Genomic DNA, 14,669 nt, shown 5'->3' on the forward strand with positions numbered 1-14,669 from the left:
CCTAGCGCATCCCGCGTAGGCTGCGGATCCGTTCCTGGGCCCGGCGGCGGTTCTCGTTGCTGGCGCCCAGGATCAGCAGGATGACGCCGATCGGCAGCACGACGTAGTACGGGCCGACCCGGGTCACGGTGAAGTGGATCGCCGAGACGGCGGTGACCACCGCGCCCACGATGAACGGCGCCTGCTGCTTGACCATCGAGCCGAAGACGAGCGTCGCCGCCGCGCCGACGAGCAGGAGCAGCTCGCGGGTGTCGTTGGTGTCGCGGGCGAGCACCAGCACCGTGGTCGGCAGGAACGCCGCCACCAGGGCCGGGCCGTACGCCACCCAGCTTCCGAGCGACGGGCGCTGGCGCAGCTCGATCACGCCGGCCACCAGGGCGACCGCGGCGAAGGGCAGGGTGTACGCCTCCAGCAGCCGCACGTCGGCCAGGTCCATCAGCAGCCACCAGGCGGCCACCTCGCAGCCCAGGCCCGTGTAGAAGATGACCCGGCGGCGGGACGCCCGGCGCCCGGGCCGCCCGGCCGCCACGCTGAGCACGGCGCCCCAGGCGGCGAGCAGGCCGGCGAGGTGCGGTCGCGAGTCGAAGGCGAGCGCGAAGGCGATCAGGCCGGCCGCGTAGCCGCTCCACTCCACCGTGGTCGCCTCGCGCATCGCCTCGGGGCGGCGCAGCCGCGGCAGCAGGGCCGCGCCGATCAGCAGCAGGGCGCCGACCGCGAGCACACCGAACGCGGACGAGGTGCGCGGCAGGCCGCCGACCAGCCCGAGCGTCAGGACGAAGGCCTGACCCATGATCGCGGCGAACAGCCAGCCGAGGATGCGGGACCGCTCGGTCCTGCCGTAGAGCGCGGCGGTCGCGCCGACCAGCACCGCGCTGCCCAGCGTGAAGAGCGTCAGCCAGCGGGTGGCGAGGCTGCCGGCCAGGCCGGCGTTGCCGGCGGCGAGGCCGACCACGAAGGCGGCGATCCGGGCGGAGCGCAGCGACTGGGCCAGCTCCGACTCGGGTGGCGGCGGGGTCAGCGCGAGCCCGAGCATGCAGATCGCGAAGACGGCCAGGGCCGCCTGCGTGCTGTGCGGCCAGCCGAACCCGAGCGACACCGGGGTGATCAGGATGGTCACGGCGAGGCCGGGCAGCACGACGGGAATGGCCCGGGCGGTGCGGCCGCCGGAGAACGCCAGCGCCGCGAGACCGGCGGCGACGGTGAGCAGCAGGGCGGCGAGCACGTTGGACGGCTCGACGGCGCCCGCCGGCGGATCGAGCAGCGCGGGCGGCGGACCCTCCCAGACGTGGTTGACCACCTGTAGCGGGTCGATCAGGGCCGCGACCAGCGCCGGGCCGAGGGCATAGAGGGCGAAGAGCGCACCGGGTACGGCCAGCAGCAGCGCACCCGTCGACGGGTCGAGCGACCACCGTCGCCCGGAGGCGCCCGACAGCCGGCGCCACTGCCCGGGGCCCCGCGCGCTCCAGCGGCGGACCTGCTCCTCCTCGCCGCCGGGCGAGACGGTGGAACGCAGCAGTTCGGCGAGGATGCCGAGCATGGCGGCGGCGGCCGCGTAGACGCCCGGGGAGACGCCGGTGGCCAGGGCGGTGCCGGCGGTGACCGTGGCGCCGCCGGCGAGGCCGACCGAGGCGTAGGACAGGAACGGCGCCATCCGGGCGCGGGACCAGGCCAGCAGGGCCATGCCGAGGCTGGAGCCGGCCAGGGCGGCGGTCAGGACCACGACGGCGGAACTGCCGACCGACGCGGCGAAGCCGGCGAGCGCGCCGGGGAGCGCCAGCAGCGCGCCGCCCAGGGCGAGGCCGCCGATGGTGTTGAGGTGGGGGGCGGCGAACTCGGCGGGTTCGTCGAGGCGCTCGGCGGTCGCGGCCGGGCGGGGGCGCGGCATGGTCGCGGTCGCGGTGCCACCGCCGGCGGGGGCACCCATCGGCGCGCCCGCGGGCACGGTGATCCTTTCTCCGCCGCCGCCGCCGGCGCCGGCCGCCGCGCCGGTCGTCGCGAAGCCGCCGACCGGGGGTGCCGATTCAGCGTCGGGGTAGCCGGACGACTCGGTGGTCGCGCGGCGGGGCTCGTCGTCCGGCTCCGCGTCGCCGGGCGGGCCGGCCACGACCGTGCCGGCCAGGGCGGCCACCACCACGCCGATCAGCACGATGATCGCGAGCGCGGCCGCCGTCGTCCACGGCCGCACGACGCTGGCGCCGACCGCGTGCAGGGCGACCGCGGCGGCGACCCAGATCCGGGCGAGCCCGGCCCGCGGGTCGGTGGCCATCACCGCGGTCACGCCGTAGACGGTGGCGACGGCGCCACCGACGACGATCGGCGAGTACCAGGGGAGGCCGAGGGCCGCCGGCGCGCCGATCGTGGCCAGGCCGACGAAGACGCCGGCGACGTCGTAGGACCACGGGCGGGGCAGCACGATCGCGGCCGCGCCGGCGAGCAGCACCAGGGCGACCGGGGCCTGCCAGGCGCCGGCCGTACCCGTGCTGCCGGGCCACTGGCTGAGATCCGCCTCCCACAGGGCCCCCGGGGTCGCCAGGATGCGCAGCCCGCCGGCCAGCGACTGGTAGCCGGCGATCAGCGCGATCACGCCCCCGCCGACCGCGATGCCGAGCGCCGGGCCCCGGCGCCAGTCCTCCGGCAGCGCCCGGACCACGATCGCGACGAGCAGGATCATCGCGGCCACGGTGGCGATCTCACCGCCGGGCGCGAGGATCGCCGCGATCCGGGCCAGGGCGCCGATCAGCGCGGTGGTGGCGGCGGCCGACGCGAAGTCGGCACCGTCGAGCATCCGGTCGGCCCGCCGGCCGTGGTCGATCGACGGCGCCAGGAACAGCAGGACGGCCGCGACCAGCATCAGCGCGCCGACGAGCTTGTCGGCCGTCGTGGCCTGGCCGGCCGAGAACGCGGCGATCGCGACGACCATCGCGCCCAGCCCGGTGCCCACGGTCAGGGGGATGCTCAGATGCCGTTCGGCGACCTGGTTGAGCGCCGCGAAGCTGAGGGTCGCGCAGACCGCGAGGAAGGCGGTGGCCAGCACCGGCACGGTCGCGGCGTCGGCCGGCACGGTCGCAGCGACGAAGCTCGCGACGGCGCCGGGGAAGGCGAGCGCGGCGCCGCCGGCCGCCCACTCGCCGACCGGCTCGGCGCCGGCGTTGTCGCGGACGGCGGCGGTCCGCGCGGCCGCGGCGATCAGCGCGCCGCTGGCGGCGATCACGAACAGCACGGCGGCGCTGAGACCCGGGCGGGCCGCGCCGGCTCCCGCGGCGGCCAGCCCGACCAGCGCGGCACCGGCGGCGTGGGCGATGCCGGCCCGGGTGGTGCGGGCCCACAGACCGGCCACGCCGATGGCGATCGCGGCGATCGCCGGGGGCCACGGCGCGGCGGCCCAGCCGAGGTTGAACGACGCGGGCGCGGCCAGCGCGGTCAGGGCGGCGCCGGCCACCGCGAGCTCGCGGCGGATCTCCGTCGGCGCGGCCAGCACGGCGGCGACCGTGAGCAGGGCGGCCGCGACCGCCAGCTGCCACTGCGCGGTGCCGAGGGCCGCTGCCAGGCGCTCGTCGTAGACGGTCAGGTCGGCCTGCCACATCGGCAGCGCGGCGTCGATCGGCGCGATCGCGGCGCGCAGCGTGTTGCCGGCGATGACCATGCCGATCACGAGCAGCGCCGCGGTGGACGCGATCTGCGGCCCGCGGCGGGAGTCGTCGGGCAGCGCGCGCAGGGCGAGGCCGATCAGCGCGATGATCGCGGCGATCACGACCAGCGCGTGGCCGGGCAGCGCGACCGAGGCGACCCGGCCGGCCGCGCCGATGATGGCCAGCGTCATGATGCCGCCGGCCACGTCGGGCAGCGGACGGCGGCGCAGCGAGAGCGAGCCGACCAGGCCCACGCCGGCGGCGACCACGAGCGCGATGCCCGCGACGGTGGCGGCCGGCAGCGTGCGCGCGTCGACGAGCCCGGCGACGGCGTAGATGAGCGCGGCGCCGATCGCCACGCCGAACAGCACCCAGGACATCTCCCGCAGCCAGCGGGCGGCGACCTCGGTCTGCCGCGGCGGCCCGGAAACGGGCGCGTCCGGCTCGCCCGCGTCGACGGCCACGTCGGCTTCCTCGGCGGCGGACTCGGGTCGGCTCTGGCTCTGGCTCTCCGGGCGGGTCGGGGCGTCGGGCCCCTCCAGATCGGGCTCGGTGCGCTGCCGGGGCGGCGTCGAGACGATCCGGGAGACCTTCGGGGCGTCCGTCTCGACCTTCGTCTCGCTGGTCGCGGTCTCGCCGGCCGGTGCTTCGGTGGGGGGCGGTGGGACCAGCCGGACCGACCAGGCCGGCGGGACCAGGGCACCGAAGGCCGCGTACTGCCGCCCCAGCCAGATGTCGAGCGCGGCCACCGCCGCCAGCGAGAACGCCCAGCCGGTCGGACCCTCGATCCAGCGGTGGGTGAGCAGGGGGATGACGGGCTGCAGCGCGAGCACCGTCGCGTACCGGGGCACGCTGAGCCCGGTCGCGCTCGCGTAGATCGCGGCGATGCCAGCCGTCAGCGCGAACACGATGCCGGCGAACACGTCTCCCGGCACGGGCCCGCCGCGCACGTCGGGCACCAGGTAGAGGGCGTAGCCGATGAGCGGCACGAGGATCAGGCCGACGGCGGAGATGGTCTCGGCGGTCGAGCTCAGCCGCCGGGCCCGGATGAACGGCGCCACGCCCAGCATCAGGGCGGTCGCACCGGCCAGGATCACGAGCCGGGGAATCGCGTACGGCGTGACGCCGGCGAACACCACGGCGGCGACGCCGAGCAGCAGCGCACCGAGGCCGAGGTAGACGTTCTGGATCTCGCGCGGCGAAGCCTCGGGGCGTACACCCTCGTCGTCGAGGTCCTGGATCAGGGGCGGCGGAGGCGGCTCGGGCGGCGGCGCCGCGGCGGGCTGCTGGCGCGGGATCCGCGGCCCGGTCGGGTCGGCCGTCGGCGGCCGGCGCGCGACCCGCCGGCGCAGCACCCGGCGCGGCTTCTTGAGCTGCTCCTTGAGCCGTTCCTGGTTGGCGGCGGACAGGATGTCCCGCTGGAACTGCGCGGCCTGCATCCGCTGGGCGAGGAGCCGCTGCTCGCGGGCGACCCGGATGTCCTCGCGCCGGATCTCGGCGATCTCGCGCTCGATGCGCGCCACCTCGTCGGCCCATCTGCCCTGCTCAGCGTTGCAGTGCGGGCACCGGGGCGCGGGATCGATCTCCCGGCCGCAGGAGGGACACGGATACCTTTCCATCGCACCTCTCCGCGGCAGGACAGTGACGCCTATACCGAAGCATGCCCATACCGGACGTCGATTGAACAGTCCCTTTGGGCGTGTCCGGACGCGACACCCGAAATCGGTGACGTCCCTCCAATGTGAAAGGGCGCCCCGGGGTTTGGAACCCCGGAAGCGCCCTTCGGCAGAACGGACTTGTTACGGGCGGCCCATGCCGCGGTACTCCCAGCCGGCCTGGGTCCACAGCGCCGGGTCGAGGCAGTTGCGGCCGTCGATGACCTTCTTGCCCTTGACCAGGTCGGCCAGGGCCACCGGGTCGGCGTTGCGGAAGTCGGCCCACTCGGTCAGCACGCAGACCAGGTCCGCGTCGCGTACGGCGTCGTTGAGGCTCGGCTCGTAGGTCAGGTCGGGCGACGCCTTCTTGGCGTTGTCCATGCCCTCTGGGTCGTAGACCCGCACGTCGGCGCCGGCCTTGAGGAGCAGCCCGGCGACCGCCAGCGACGGCGCGTCGCGGATGTCGTCGGAGTTGGGCTTGAAGGTCGCGCCCAGCACGGCGATCTTGGCGCCGGACAGGTCGGGACCGGCCGGGCCGGAGCGCCGGCCGAGCAGCTCGGCGGCCAGGTTGAGCACCCGGGTGCGCCGGCGCAGGTTGATCAGGTCGACCTCGTGCAGGAACCGCAGCGCCTCGCCGGCGCCCAGCTCCTGGGCCCGCGCCTGGAACGCGCGGATGTCCTTGGGCAGGCAGCCACCGCCGAAGCCGACGCCGGCCTGCAGGAAGCGGTTGCCGATGCGCGGGTCGTAGCCGATCGCGCGGGCGAGCTGGGTGACGTCGCCGCCGGCGACCTCGCAGACCTCGGCCATCGCGTTGATGAACGAGATCTTGGTGGCCAGGAACGCGTTGGCGGCGACCTTGACCAGCTCGGCGGTGGAGAAGTCGGTGATGACCAGCGGGACCTCGCGGTCCTCGGTGGCGGCCAGGTCGAAGACGCCCTTGTGGGCCGAGTAGAGCAGGCCGTTGGACCAGTCGCTCTTCACGCCGACCACGATGCGGTTGGGGCGCAGCACGTCCTCGACGGCGAAGCCCTCCTGCAGGAACTCGGGGCTCCAGGCGACCTCGACGCCCAGCTCGGGGGCGACGTGCTTGCCGACGAGCTGCTCGATCCACTCGGCGGTGCCGACCGGGACGGTGGACTTGCCGACGATCAGCGCCTTGCGGGTCAGGTGCTGCGAGAGGTTGACGACCGCGCTCTCGACGTAGGTCAGGTCGGCGCCCATGCCGTCGCCCCGCTGCGGGGTGCCGACGCAGATGAAGTGGACGTCGCCGAAGTCGGCGGCTTCCTTGTAGTCGGTCGAGAAGCGCAGCCGGCCCGCGGCCAGGTTCCGCTTGAGCAGCTCGTCGAGGCCGGGCTCGTGGAACGGGACCGTGCCGGAGGCCAGGCCCGCGATCTTCTGCTCGTCGACGTCGACGCCGAGCACCTCGTAGCCGAGCTCCGCGTAGCAGATGGCGTACGTCGCACCCAGGTAACCGGTGCCGAGGAAGGTCAGCCGCGGGCGGGCGGCTCCGGACGGGGGCGTCACCGCCGCGATCGCCGGCATGGGCTGGGTGTTCGGGTACGGGATCGTCACGCCTTGGTTCTCCGCTCGCACTCGGCGGCGCCACTGTGCGCCACGTCGGGTTGCCGGGGCTGGCCGCGCCCGCACGGCGCGTCAGTTAGGACACTTGTTCTTTGTTCCGCTTACGGTGGGCTGCGCCCGCCGCGCAGGCGAAGGATAGTGCGTGAGCCTACCCACCGCGCACCCGAGCCGACGTTACCGGTCGGTACCCTCGGCACAGGGCCGGATAGAAGCATGCCCGACGCACGCTACCGGTGGCGCTCACCGCCGGCCAAGGGGAGGGCCGCAATCATGACAGACGGTTCGTTCGACGTTTACCAAATACCCGAAGAGCACGCGACCATCCGCGCGGCGGTGCGCGAAGTCTGCGACGCCAAGGTCGCGCCGAACGCCGCGGACGCGGACGAGACGGGCGAGTTCCCGAAGGCGTCGTACGAGGCGTTGCGCGCGGCCGACTTCCACGCGCCGCACATCCCGGTGGAATACGGCGGTGCCGGTGCGGACGCCCTCGCCACCGCGATCGTGATCGAGGAGGTGGCCCGGGCCTGTGCGGCGTCGTCGCTGATCCCGGCCGTCAACAAGCTCGGCACGATGCCGTTGCTGCTCGCGGGTTCCGACGCGGTCAAGGCCGAGTTCCTGCCGCCCGTCGCGCGCGGCGAGGCGATGTTCTCGTACTGTCTGTCCGAGCCCGAGGCGGGCAGTGACGCCGTGTCGATGACGACCCGGGCAGAGCGGGCACCCGACGGCGGCTGGATCCTGAACGGGGTCAAGCGCTGGATCACCAACGCCGGGGTGTCGGACTTCTACACGGTCTTCGCGGTCACCGAGCCCGGCGCGCGGTCGCGGGGGATCTCGGCGTTCGTGGTGTCCAAGTCGGATGCCGGTGTGTCGTTCGGCGCACCGGAGAAGAAGTTGGGCATCAAGGGCTCGCCGACCCGCGAAGTTTACTTCGACAATGTGCATATTCCGGATTCGCGGCTTATCGGCGAGCCGGGGACCGGCTTCGCGACCGCGATGCGGACGCTCGACCACACCCGGGTCACGATCGCCGCGCAGGCCGTGGGGATCGCGCAGGGTGCGCTCGACTACGCGCTCGGTTACGTCAAGGAGCGGCACCAGTTCGGCAAGCCGATCGCCGACTTCCAGGGCGTGCAGTTCATGCTCGCCGACATGGGGATGAAGCTGACCGCGGCGCGGGAGATCACCTATGCGGCGGCCGGCCGGTCCGAGCGCGGCGACGCCGACCTCACCTACTTCGGTGCGGCCGCGAAGTGCTTCGCCTCCGACGCGGCCATGGAGATCACCACGGACGCGGTCCAGCTTCTCGGCGGGTACGGCTACACCCGCGACTACCCGCTCGAGCGGATGATGCGGGACGCCAAGATCACGCAGATCTACGAGGGCACCAACCAGGTCCAGCGCGTGGTGATGGCCCGCCAGCTGCTGACCCGCTGACCGCTCACCCCCGCCGACGGGTCTCGTCCGGATCCGTCGGCGGCGCGGTCGGGGTGGCATGCCCGGGCGGCGGGTAGGCGGCGGCCGGCGGCGGCTCGCCCCGCAACGACCGCGTGCCCCCGTCCTCGACCCCACCGGGCCGCAGGACGGTGGTCTCCTCCTCATCCCCGGACCGCAACACCGTCGTCTGCTCGTCATCACCGTCGGTGACGCCGCCGCCCTCACCGCCCGGCTCCCCGCCCCCGGCCCCGGCAGGCCTCGTGAGCCGCGTGGTCTCGCCTTCCGGCGCCGGTCCGGACCCGGTGGTGGTATCGTCTGGCGCCGGGGCGGACAGTCGAGTGGTCCGGTCGTCTGGTGGCGGTCCCGGCGGGGTCGCGTTGTCGTCCGGGGTCGGTCTGGTGAGCCGGGTGGTCGCCTCGTCCGGCGGCGGCGCCGTGAGTCGCGTGGTCTCGTCTCCCGGCCGCGTTGTCGGGTCGTCCCGCGCCGGGCCGGAGAGCAACGTCGTCTCGTCCTCCGCGGGGGCGCCGAGTCTGGTCGTGGCGTCGTCCGGCGGCGGGTTCACGAGGCGCGTCGTCTCGTCCGTCGGTGCCGGCGCGCTCGGACCCAGCCGGGTCGTGGCTTCCGCCGCGTCCTGCACCTCGTCAGCACCGGGCTGACGCGGCACGTGCGGCGTGAACTGCGGCGGCGGTGGCGGCAGCGGCCTGTCCCGCCGCTGCGGCGGAAGCTGGCCCTGCACGCCGAAGGGGAACTGCCCCGGCGGCGGCCGGTGCTCGGGCCTAGGCGGCGGTGACCCGGCCTGCGCCTCCGGCGGCGGCCGATGCTCAGGCCCGGGCGGCGGCGATCCGGCCTGCGCCCCGGGCGGCGGCGTGGCCAACGGCGGCGGCCAGTGCTCGGGCCGCGGCGGCGGTGACCCAGCCTGTGCCCCGGGTCGCGGCGAGACCAACGGTGGCGGCGGCAGATGCGCCGGCCCAGGCGGCGGTGACCCGGCCTGTGCCCCCGACGGCGGCGCGGACACCGGCGGCGGGCTGCCGGGCGGCGCAGAGGTGGGTGCCGGCACCCCGCTGGTCGGCGCCGGAGTGCCGGATGTGGGCGCGACCGGCGACCCGTACCCGGGCCCGTAGAGCACCCCCGTCGAATACGGACCCGCCGGCGAACCCGGCGCCGCCGCGAACGCCGGCGAGGTCGGATACGGCGGCGGCGGATAGCCCGGCGGCGCGGCGACACTTGGATAACCCGGAGCCGGCGCCGCCGCCTCGCGCTGCCGCCAGCGCCGCGGGCTCGTCACGGTCAACAGCAGCAGCGTTCCGATCACCGGCCCGATCGAGGTCACCGGGTTGACGAGGCCCGCGTTCCGCTCGAACACGGACACGGACAGCAGGTCCCGGAACAGCGCCGCACTCTGCGACGCCCACACGCTCGTCGCGATGAACGCGACCCCGGCCACGGCCGGGCCGACCGGGGACAGCCGGGTCAGCACGAGCAGGGTCAGCAGCACACCGGCGGCGGCCAGGGCGGCGAAGCCGCCGATCAGCCGCAGGTCGAAGCCCCCCGCGCCGGACGCGACCTCGTTCGACCCGTACCCGGACAACACCCAGACGGCCGGTGCGAGCACCAGCGCCAGGACCAACGACCAGAGGTGACGCATCGCGCCTCCCGACGGGGTAGGTCAGCGCACCGTACCCCGCCTGGGCGGCGAGTTCTGTCGCCTATTCGGCCTTACCCTGCGGCCGGTACGGCGTCGGCGGCGAGGCCCACGGCGACCCGCCGGCGGTCGGCGTGTCACCGCCGAACGGCTGCTGCCGGGGCACGTCGGCCGGCGGGTAGGCGAGCGTCGGCGGCTTGCTGTCGGGATCGCTCGGGAACCCGCCGCCTGCGAACAGGTCCGGGTCGGTGTCGTCCACACCGGACGAAGCACCGGACGCAGCCGGCGCGGCCACCACGGGCCAGCGCCGCCACCGCTGCAGGCTGAACGCCGCCATCGCCAGCACCAGGCCGAGGAAGAACAGCGTGCCGTTGTCGAGCGGCAGGCGCAGCGGCAGCGGGTCGCCGAACAGCCGCCACCCGCCGGGGACCGCCGACCGCACCCGCAGGGGCGCGATGAACATGCCGACGTACGGCGCCATCAGCAGCAGCCCGGCCACCAGCGGACCGAGCGGCGACCAGCGCAGCGTCGCGAGAAGGCCGAGGGCGATGCCGGCGGCGCCGAGGTAGACCGCGGGCTCGATCAGCCGGGCCGTGTTGAAAGCCGAGGTCTCGGCCCAGGTGGTGATCGTCGAGGTCGAACCGTCCTGGCCGAGTGCGAGCAGGATCCAGACCAGCGGCGCGGCCACGATGCCGGCGAGCAGGCTCCACAGATGACGCACGCGAGCACCGTACCGGAGCGAGTTCTACCCGTGAATGTGTGTGTGGGACCCACATGCGTACCGGCCCTGATAAGGGAGGATGGCCGGATGAGCAACGAGGTGTTGTGGACGCCGCCGTCCGACGTACGCCAGACCAGCCGCATCGGCCACTACCTGCGGTGGCTCGAACGAGAGCGGGGGCTGGCGTTCGCCGACTACGAGGCGGTGCGGGAGTGGTCGGTCCGTGACCTCCCGGCCTTCTGGGGCTCGATCTGGGACTACTTCGAGGTGGTCAGCCACACACCACCGACCGCGACCATCGCCGACCGCCACATGCCGGGCACCCGCTGGTTCCCGGGCGCGACGCTCAACTACGCGGAAAACGTGCTGCGGATGCCCGGTCGGGCCGGCGACGATCCCGCCGTGGTCGCACACAGCCAGACCCGCGCGCCGGTCACCCTGACCAAGGACGAACTGCGCGAAGCGGTACGGCGCTGCGCCGCGGGCCTGCGCCGCCTCGGGGTCGGCCCGGGTGACCGGGTCGCGGCGTACGCGCCGAACATCCCGGAGACGTACGTGCTGATGCTGGCGACCGCCAGCCTGGGCGCCCTGTTCTCGTCGTGCGCCCCCGAGTTCGGCACCCGCAGCGTGTGCGACCGCTGGCAGCAGATCGAGCCCAAGGTGCTGGTCGCGGTCGACGGCTACCGCTACGGCGACAAGCCGGTCGATCGCCGCGCCGAGGTGGCCGCGATCCGCGCGGCGCTGCCGTCGGTCGAGCACCTGGTCATGATCGACTACCTCACGCCCGGCTCCGACCCGGGTTGGGCCGACCTGACGGCGCCCACCGACGAGCCGCTGACCTTCGCCGCGGTCCCGTTCGACCACCCGCTCTACGTGCTCTACTCGTCGGGCACCACGGGCCTGCCGAAGCCGATCGTGCACGGGCACGGCGGCATCCTGCTCGAGCACCTCAAGATGCTGGCCCTGCACCACGACCTGGGCCCGGCCGACCGGTTCTTCTGGTTCACCACGACCGGCTGGATGATGTGGAACTTCCTCGTCTCCGGCCCGGCGGTCGGCGCGACCATCGTGCTGTTCGACGGCAACCCCGGCGCGCCGAGCCTCGACACGCTGTGGGCGCTGGCGGAAGACACCCGAATGACGTATTTCGGAACATCCGCGCCGTTCCTGCTCGCCTGCCGGAAAGACGGCATGGTGCCGCGCGCGAGCCACGACCTGAGCGCCCTGCGCGGCCTCGGCTCGACGGGCGCCCCGCTGCCGCCGGAAGGCTTCGCCTGGGTGTACGCGGCCGTCAGCGACACCCTGCAGCTCCAGTCGCTGTCCGGCGGCACCGACGTGTGCACGGGCTTCGTCGGCGGCGTGCCGCTGCTGCCGGTGCGCGCCGGCGAGATCGCCTGCCGGGCGCTGGGTGCGGCGGTCGAGGCGTACGCGCCGGACGGCACCCCGGTGATCGACCAGCTCGGCGAGTTGGTGATCACCGAGCCGATGCCGAGCATGCCGGTCGGCTTCTGGAACGACCCCGACGGCAGCCGCTACCGGGAGGCGTACTTCGACGTCTATCCCGGCGTCTGGCGGCACGGCGACTGGATCACGATCAACGACCACGGCGGCTGCGTGATCACCGGCCGCTCGGACGCCACGCTCAACCGGGGCGGCGTGCGGCTCGGGACGGCCGAGTTCTACTCGGTGGTCGAAGGGCTGCCGGAGATCGCCGACTCGCTGGTCGTGCACCTCGAGGACAGCGAGGGCGGGGCCGGCGAGCTGCTGCTGTTCGTGGTCACCACCGACGGGCGCGACCTCGACGGCGACCTGACGGCCAAGATCGCCAAAGAGCTGCGTACGGCGCTGTCGCCCCGCCACGTGCCCGACTCCGTCTACCGCGTCCCGGGCGTGCCGCGCACGCTGTCCGGCAAGAAGCTCGAGGTGCCGGTCAAGAAGATCCTCACCGGCGCGCCGGTGGAGGCCGCGGCGGCCAAGGGCGCGCTGGCCAACCCGGAGTCGTTGGCGGCGTTCGAGAAGCTGGCCCGCGAGGGGGTCAGCTGAGGTCGCGGGTGACCTGCTCGCTGGCGATCCGGCCGGGCACCTTCGCCCGGTCGAGGTTGCCGCAGAGCACGATGCTGGCCCCGGCGCCCAGCGGGGCGAGCAGCCAGTCGCGCGGGTCCGGGTGCGTCGCCGTGTCGATCAGCACCCGGTCACCCGGCAGCAGGCCGAACGGATCGGCGGGTTTCGCGTTGCTCGCACCCCGGGGGTACGCGGGGAAGACGTCCCCGAACGCGCGGACCGCGACCGTGTAGTCCTGCCAGCCGGCCGGCACGTCCCGCATCGGCAGCGCGAACGGGTGCAGGTTGAGCGCGAAGCGGTCACCGGCGGGCCAGTCGGCCGCCTCGGCGATCCGCGCCTCGGCGGCGAACAGCACGTCGACCGGGCCCGGCTCGCCGGCCACCTCGACGCCGGCCGCCGCGCAGCCGAGCAGCACGGCCGCGGTCTGCCAGTGCGGGGGCAGCAGCACGCCGGCGCGGTCGCCGTCACCCAGCCCGCCGCCGTCGACGAGCAGGTTGGCGGTCTTCTGCACCCAGTTGTCGAGCGTGGCGCCGGACAGTTCGGTGCGTTCGCCCGTCGCGTCGTCGTACCAGGTCAAAAGCGGCCTTGTCGGGTCCCGCCGGATCGCTGCCGCGAACATCCGGGCAATCTCGCCCGTATTTTCCTCGACCATCGGTCGCACCTTACCGGTTAGCCATCGATCGTTCGCCGTGTCGTGACGGTGTCACCGGCTCCGGCCTGTCGGGAGCCCAGCGTAGGCTTGGGGCCATAGTGGCCTGGCACACATCGCACCCCTGAGGAGCCCGCACCGTGACTTCCGGTCCGCCCCGCGTCCTCGTCGACGCCACCAGCGTCCCCGCCGACCGCGGCGGCGTGGGCCGTTACGTCGACGGGTTGCTCGGCGCGCTAGGCAAGGTCATCGGATCCGAGGTCGAGCTCGCGGTGGTGGGCCTGCGCACCGACGCGGAGCGTTACAGCCGGATGCTGCCCGCCGCCGAGGTGGTCGCCGCCCCCGCCGCGGTCGCCCACCGGCCGGCCCGGCTCGCCTGGGAGCAGACAGGGCTGCCGCTGCTCGCCCAGCAGGTCGGCGCCGACGTGCTGCACTCGCCCTTCTACACCTGCCCGCTGCGGGCCGGCTGCCCGGTCACGGTCACCGTCCACGACGCCACGTTCTTCACGGAGCCGGAGCACTACGACAAGTCCCGGCGCACGTTCTTCCGCAGCGCGATCAAGACCTCGCTGCGCCGCGCCCACCGGGTGATCGTGCCGAGCAAGGCCACCCGCGACGAGCTGATCCGCCTGCTCGACGCCGACCCGACCCGGGTCGACGTGGCCTACCACGGCGTCGACCCGACCGCCTTCCACCCGCCGGCGCTCGAGGAGAAGGCCCGCGTCGCCGCCCGCCTGGGGCTCGCCGGCACCAGCTACATCGCCTTCCTCGGCGCCAAGGAGCCGCGGAAAAATGTGCCGAGCCTGATCCGTGGGTGGGTCAAGGCGGTGCACGACCGGCCCAACCCGCCCGCGCTGGTGATCGCCGGCGGCCAGGGCCACGACGACGACATCGACCGCGCGGTCGCCGACGTGCCCGGGCACCTGCGCCTGCTACGCCCGGGCTACCTGCGCTACGCCGACCTGCCCGGCTTCCTCGGCGGCGCCCTCGTCGCGGCGTACCCCTCCTTCGGTGAGGGTTTCGGCCTGCCGATCCTCGAGGCGATGGCCTGCGCGGTGCCGGTGCTGACCACGCCCCGGCTCTCGCTGCCCGAGGTCGGCGGCGAGGCGGTCGCCTACACGAGCGAAGATCCGGCCCAGATCGCGATCGACCTGGCCGCCCTGCTCGACGACGAGCCCCGCCGCGCCGCGCTGGCCAAGGCAGGCCACGACCGCGCCAAGGAGTTCACCTGGGAGTCCAGCGCCGAGGTGCACATCGCGGCTTGGCAACGGGCGCGAGCCTAGGCTCTGTCTCGACA

8 protein-coding genes are annotated in these 14,669 nt (G+C 74.2%); 3 read left to right on the forward strand and 5 right to left on the reverse strand.

All coding sequences use genetic code 11. The features are described 5' to 3' along the window. Position 1: 1 nt before the first annotated feature. Both Asi02nite_RS25280 and Asi02nite_RS25285 read right to left on the reverse strand, forming a co-directional pair. A complete protein-coding gene (locus Asi02nite_RS25280) occupies positions 2 to 5,248 on the reverse strand; it encodes an SCO7613 C-terminal domain-containing membrane protein (protein WP_203716402.1) in 5,247 nt (1,748 codons plus the stop codon). A 180-nt stretch (positions 5,249 to 5,428) separates the two neighbouring features. Beyond that, the gene (locus tag Asi02nite_RS25285) at positions 5,429 to 6,856 is read right to left on the reverse strand and encodes a UDP-glucose dehydrogenase family protein (RefSeq protein ID WP_203716403.1); all 1,428 of its coding nucleotides are present in this window, start codon (positions 6,854 to 6,856) and stop codon (positions 5,429 to 5,431) included. A gap of 279 nt (positions 6,857 to 7,135) precedes the next feature. Here Asi02nite_RS25285 and Asi02nite_RS25290 point away from each other — a divergent pair, with 279 nt between their 5' ends. Next, positions 7,136 to 8,299, forward strand: coding sequence for an acyl-CoA dehydrogenase family protein (locus tag Asi02nite_RS25290; RefSeq protein WP_203716404.1), 1,164 nt, complete (start codon positions 7,136 to 7,138; stop codon positions 8,297 to 8,299). Between the two features lie 4 nt (positions 8,300 to 8,303). On the opposite strand, the gene Asi02nite_RS25295 is transcribed toward Asi02nite_RS25290, so the two are convergent. Together Asi02nite_RS25295 and Asi02nite_RS25300 are read right to left on the reverse strand one after the other, a co-directional pair. Further along, a complete protein-coding gene (locus tag Asi02nite_RS25295; protein ID WP_203716405.1) occupies positions 8,304 to 9,944 on the reverse strand; it encodes a hypothetical protein in 1,641 nt (546 codons plus the stop codon). Positions 9,945 to 10,005: 61 nt separating this feature from the next. Beyond that, the gene (locus Asi02nite_RS25300) at positions 10,006 to 10,662 is read right to left on the reverse strand and encodes a hypothetical protein (protein WP_203716406.1); all 657 of its coding nucleotides are present in this window, start codon (positions 10,660 to 10,662) and stop codon (positions 10,006 to 10,008) included. Positions 10,663 to 10,749: 87 nt separating this feature from the next. Between Asi02nite_RS25300 and Asi02nite_RS25305 the strand changes: the two genes are divergently transcribed. Next, a complete protein-coding gene (locus tag Asi02nite_RS25305; RefSeq protein WP_203716407.1) occupies positions 10,750 to 12,705 on the forward strand; it encodes an acetoacetate--CoA ligase in 1,956 nt (651 codons plus the stop codon). Here the strand turns inward: Asi02nite_RS25305 and Asi02nite_RS25310 are convergent. After that, positions 12,698 to 13,375, reverse strand: coding sequence for a TIGR03089 family protein (locus tag Asi02nite_RS25310; protein ID WP_203716408.1), 678 nt, complete (start codon positions 13,373 to 13,375; stop codon positions 12,698 to 12,700). The two genes, Asi02nite_RS25305 and Asi02nite_RS25310, sit on opposite strands and share 8 nt — an antisense overlap. Before the next feature lie 137 nt (positions 13,376 to 13,512). Here Asi02nite_RS25310 and Asi02nite_RS25315 point away from each other — a divergent pair, with 137 nt between their 5' ends. After that, positions 13,513 to 14,655 (forward strand): glycosyltransferase family 4 protein, encoded by a 1,143-nt coding sequence (locus Asi02nite_RS25315; RefSeq protein WP_203716409.1) that lies wholly within the window; start codon positions 13,513 to 13,515, stop codon positions 14,653 to 14,655. Positions 14,656 to 14,669: the final 14 nt, after the last annotated feature.

Origin of the sequence: Asanoa siamensis (assembly GCF_016862555.1) — a bacterium.
Taxonomy (GTDB): Bacteria; Actinomycetota; Actinomycetes; order Mycobacteriales; family Micromonosporaceae; genus Asanoa; species Asanoa siamensis.

Coding starts and splice junctions, on each gene's coding strand:
- Asi02nite_RS25290 (WP_203716404.1), top strand. CDS start 7,136: ATGACAGACGGTTCGTTCGACGTTTACCAAATACCCGAAGAGCACGCG.
- Asi02nite_RS25310 (WP_203716408.1), bottom strand. CDS start 13,375: ATGGTCGAGGAAAATACGGGCGAGATTGCCCGGATGTTCGCGGCAGCG.
- Asi02nite_RS25280 (WP_203716402.1), bottom strand. CDS start 5,248: ATGGAAAGGTATCCGTGTCCCTCCTGCGGCCGGGAGATCGATCCCGCG.
- Asi02nite_RS25295 (WP_203716405.1), bottom strand. CDS start 9,944: ATGCGTCACCTCTGGTCGTTGGTCCTGGCGCTGGTGCTCGCACCGGCC.
- Asi02nite_RS25305 (WP_203716407.1), top strand. CDS start 10,750: ATGAGCAACGAGGTGTTGTGGACGCCGCCGTCCGACGTACGCCAGACC.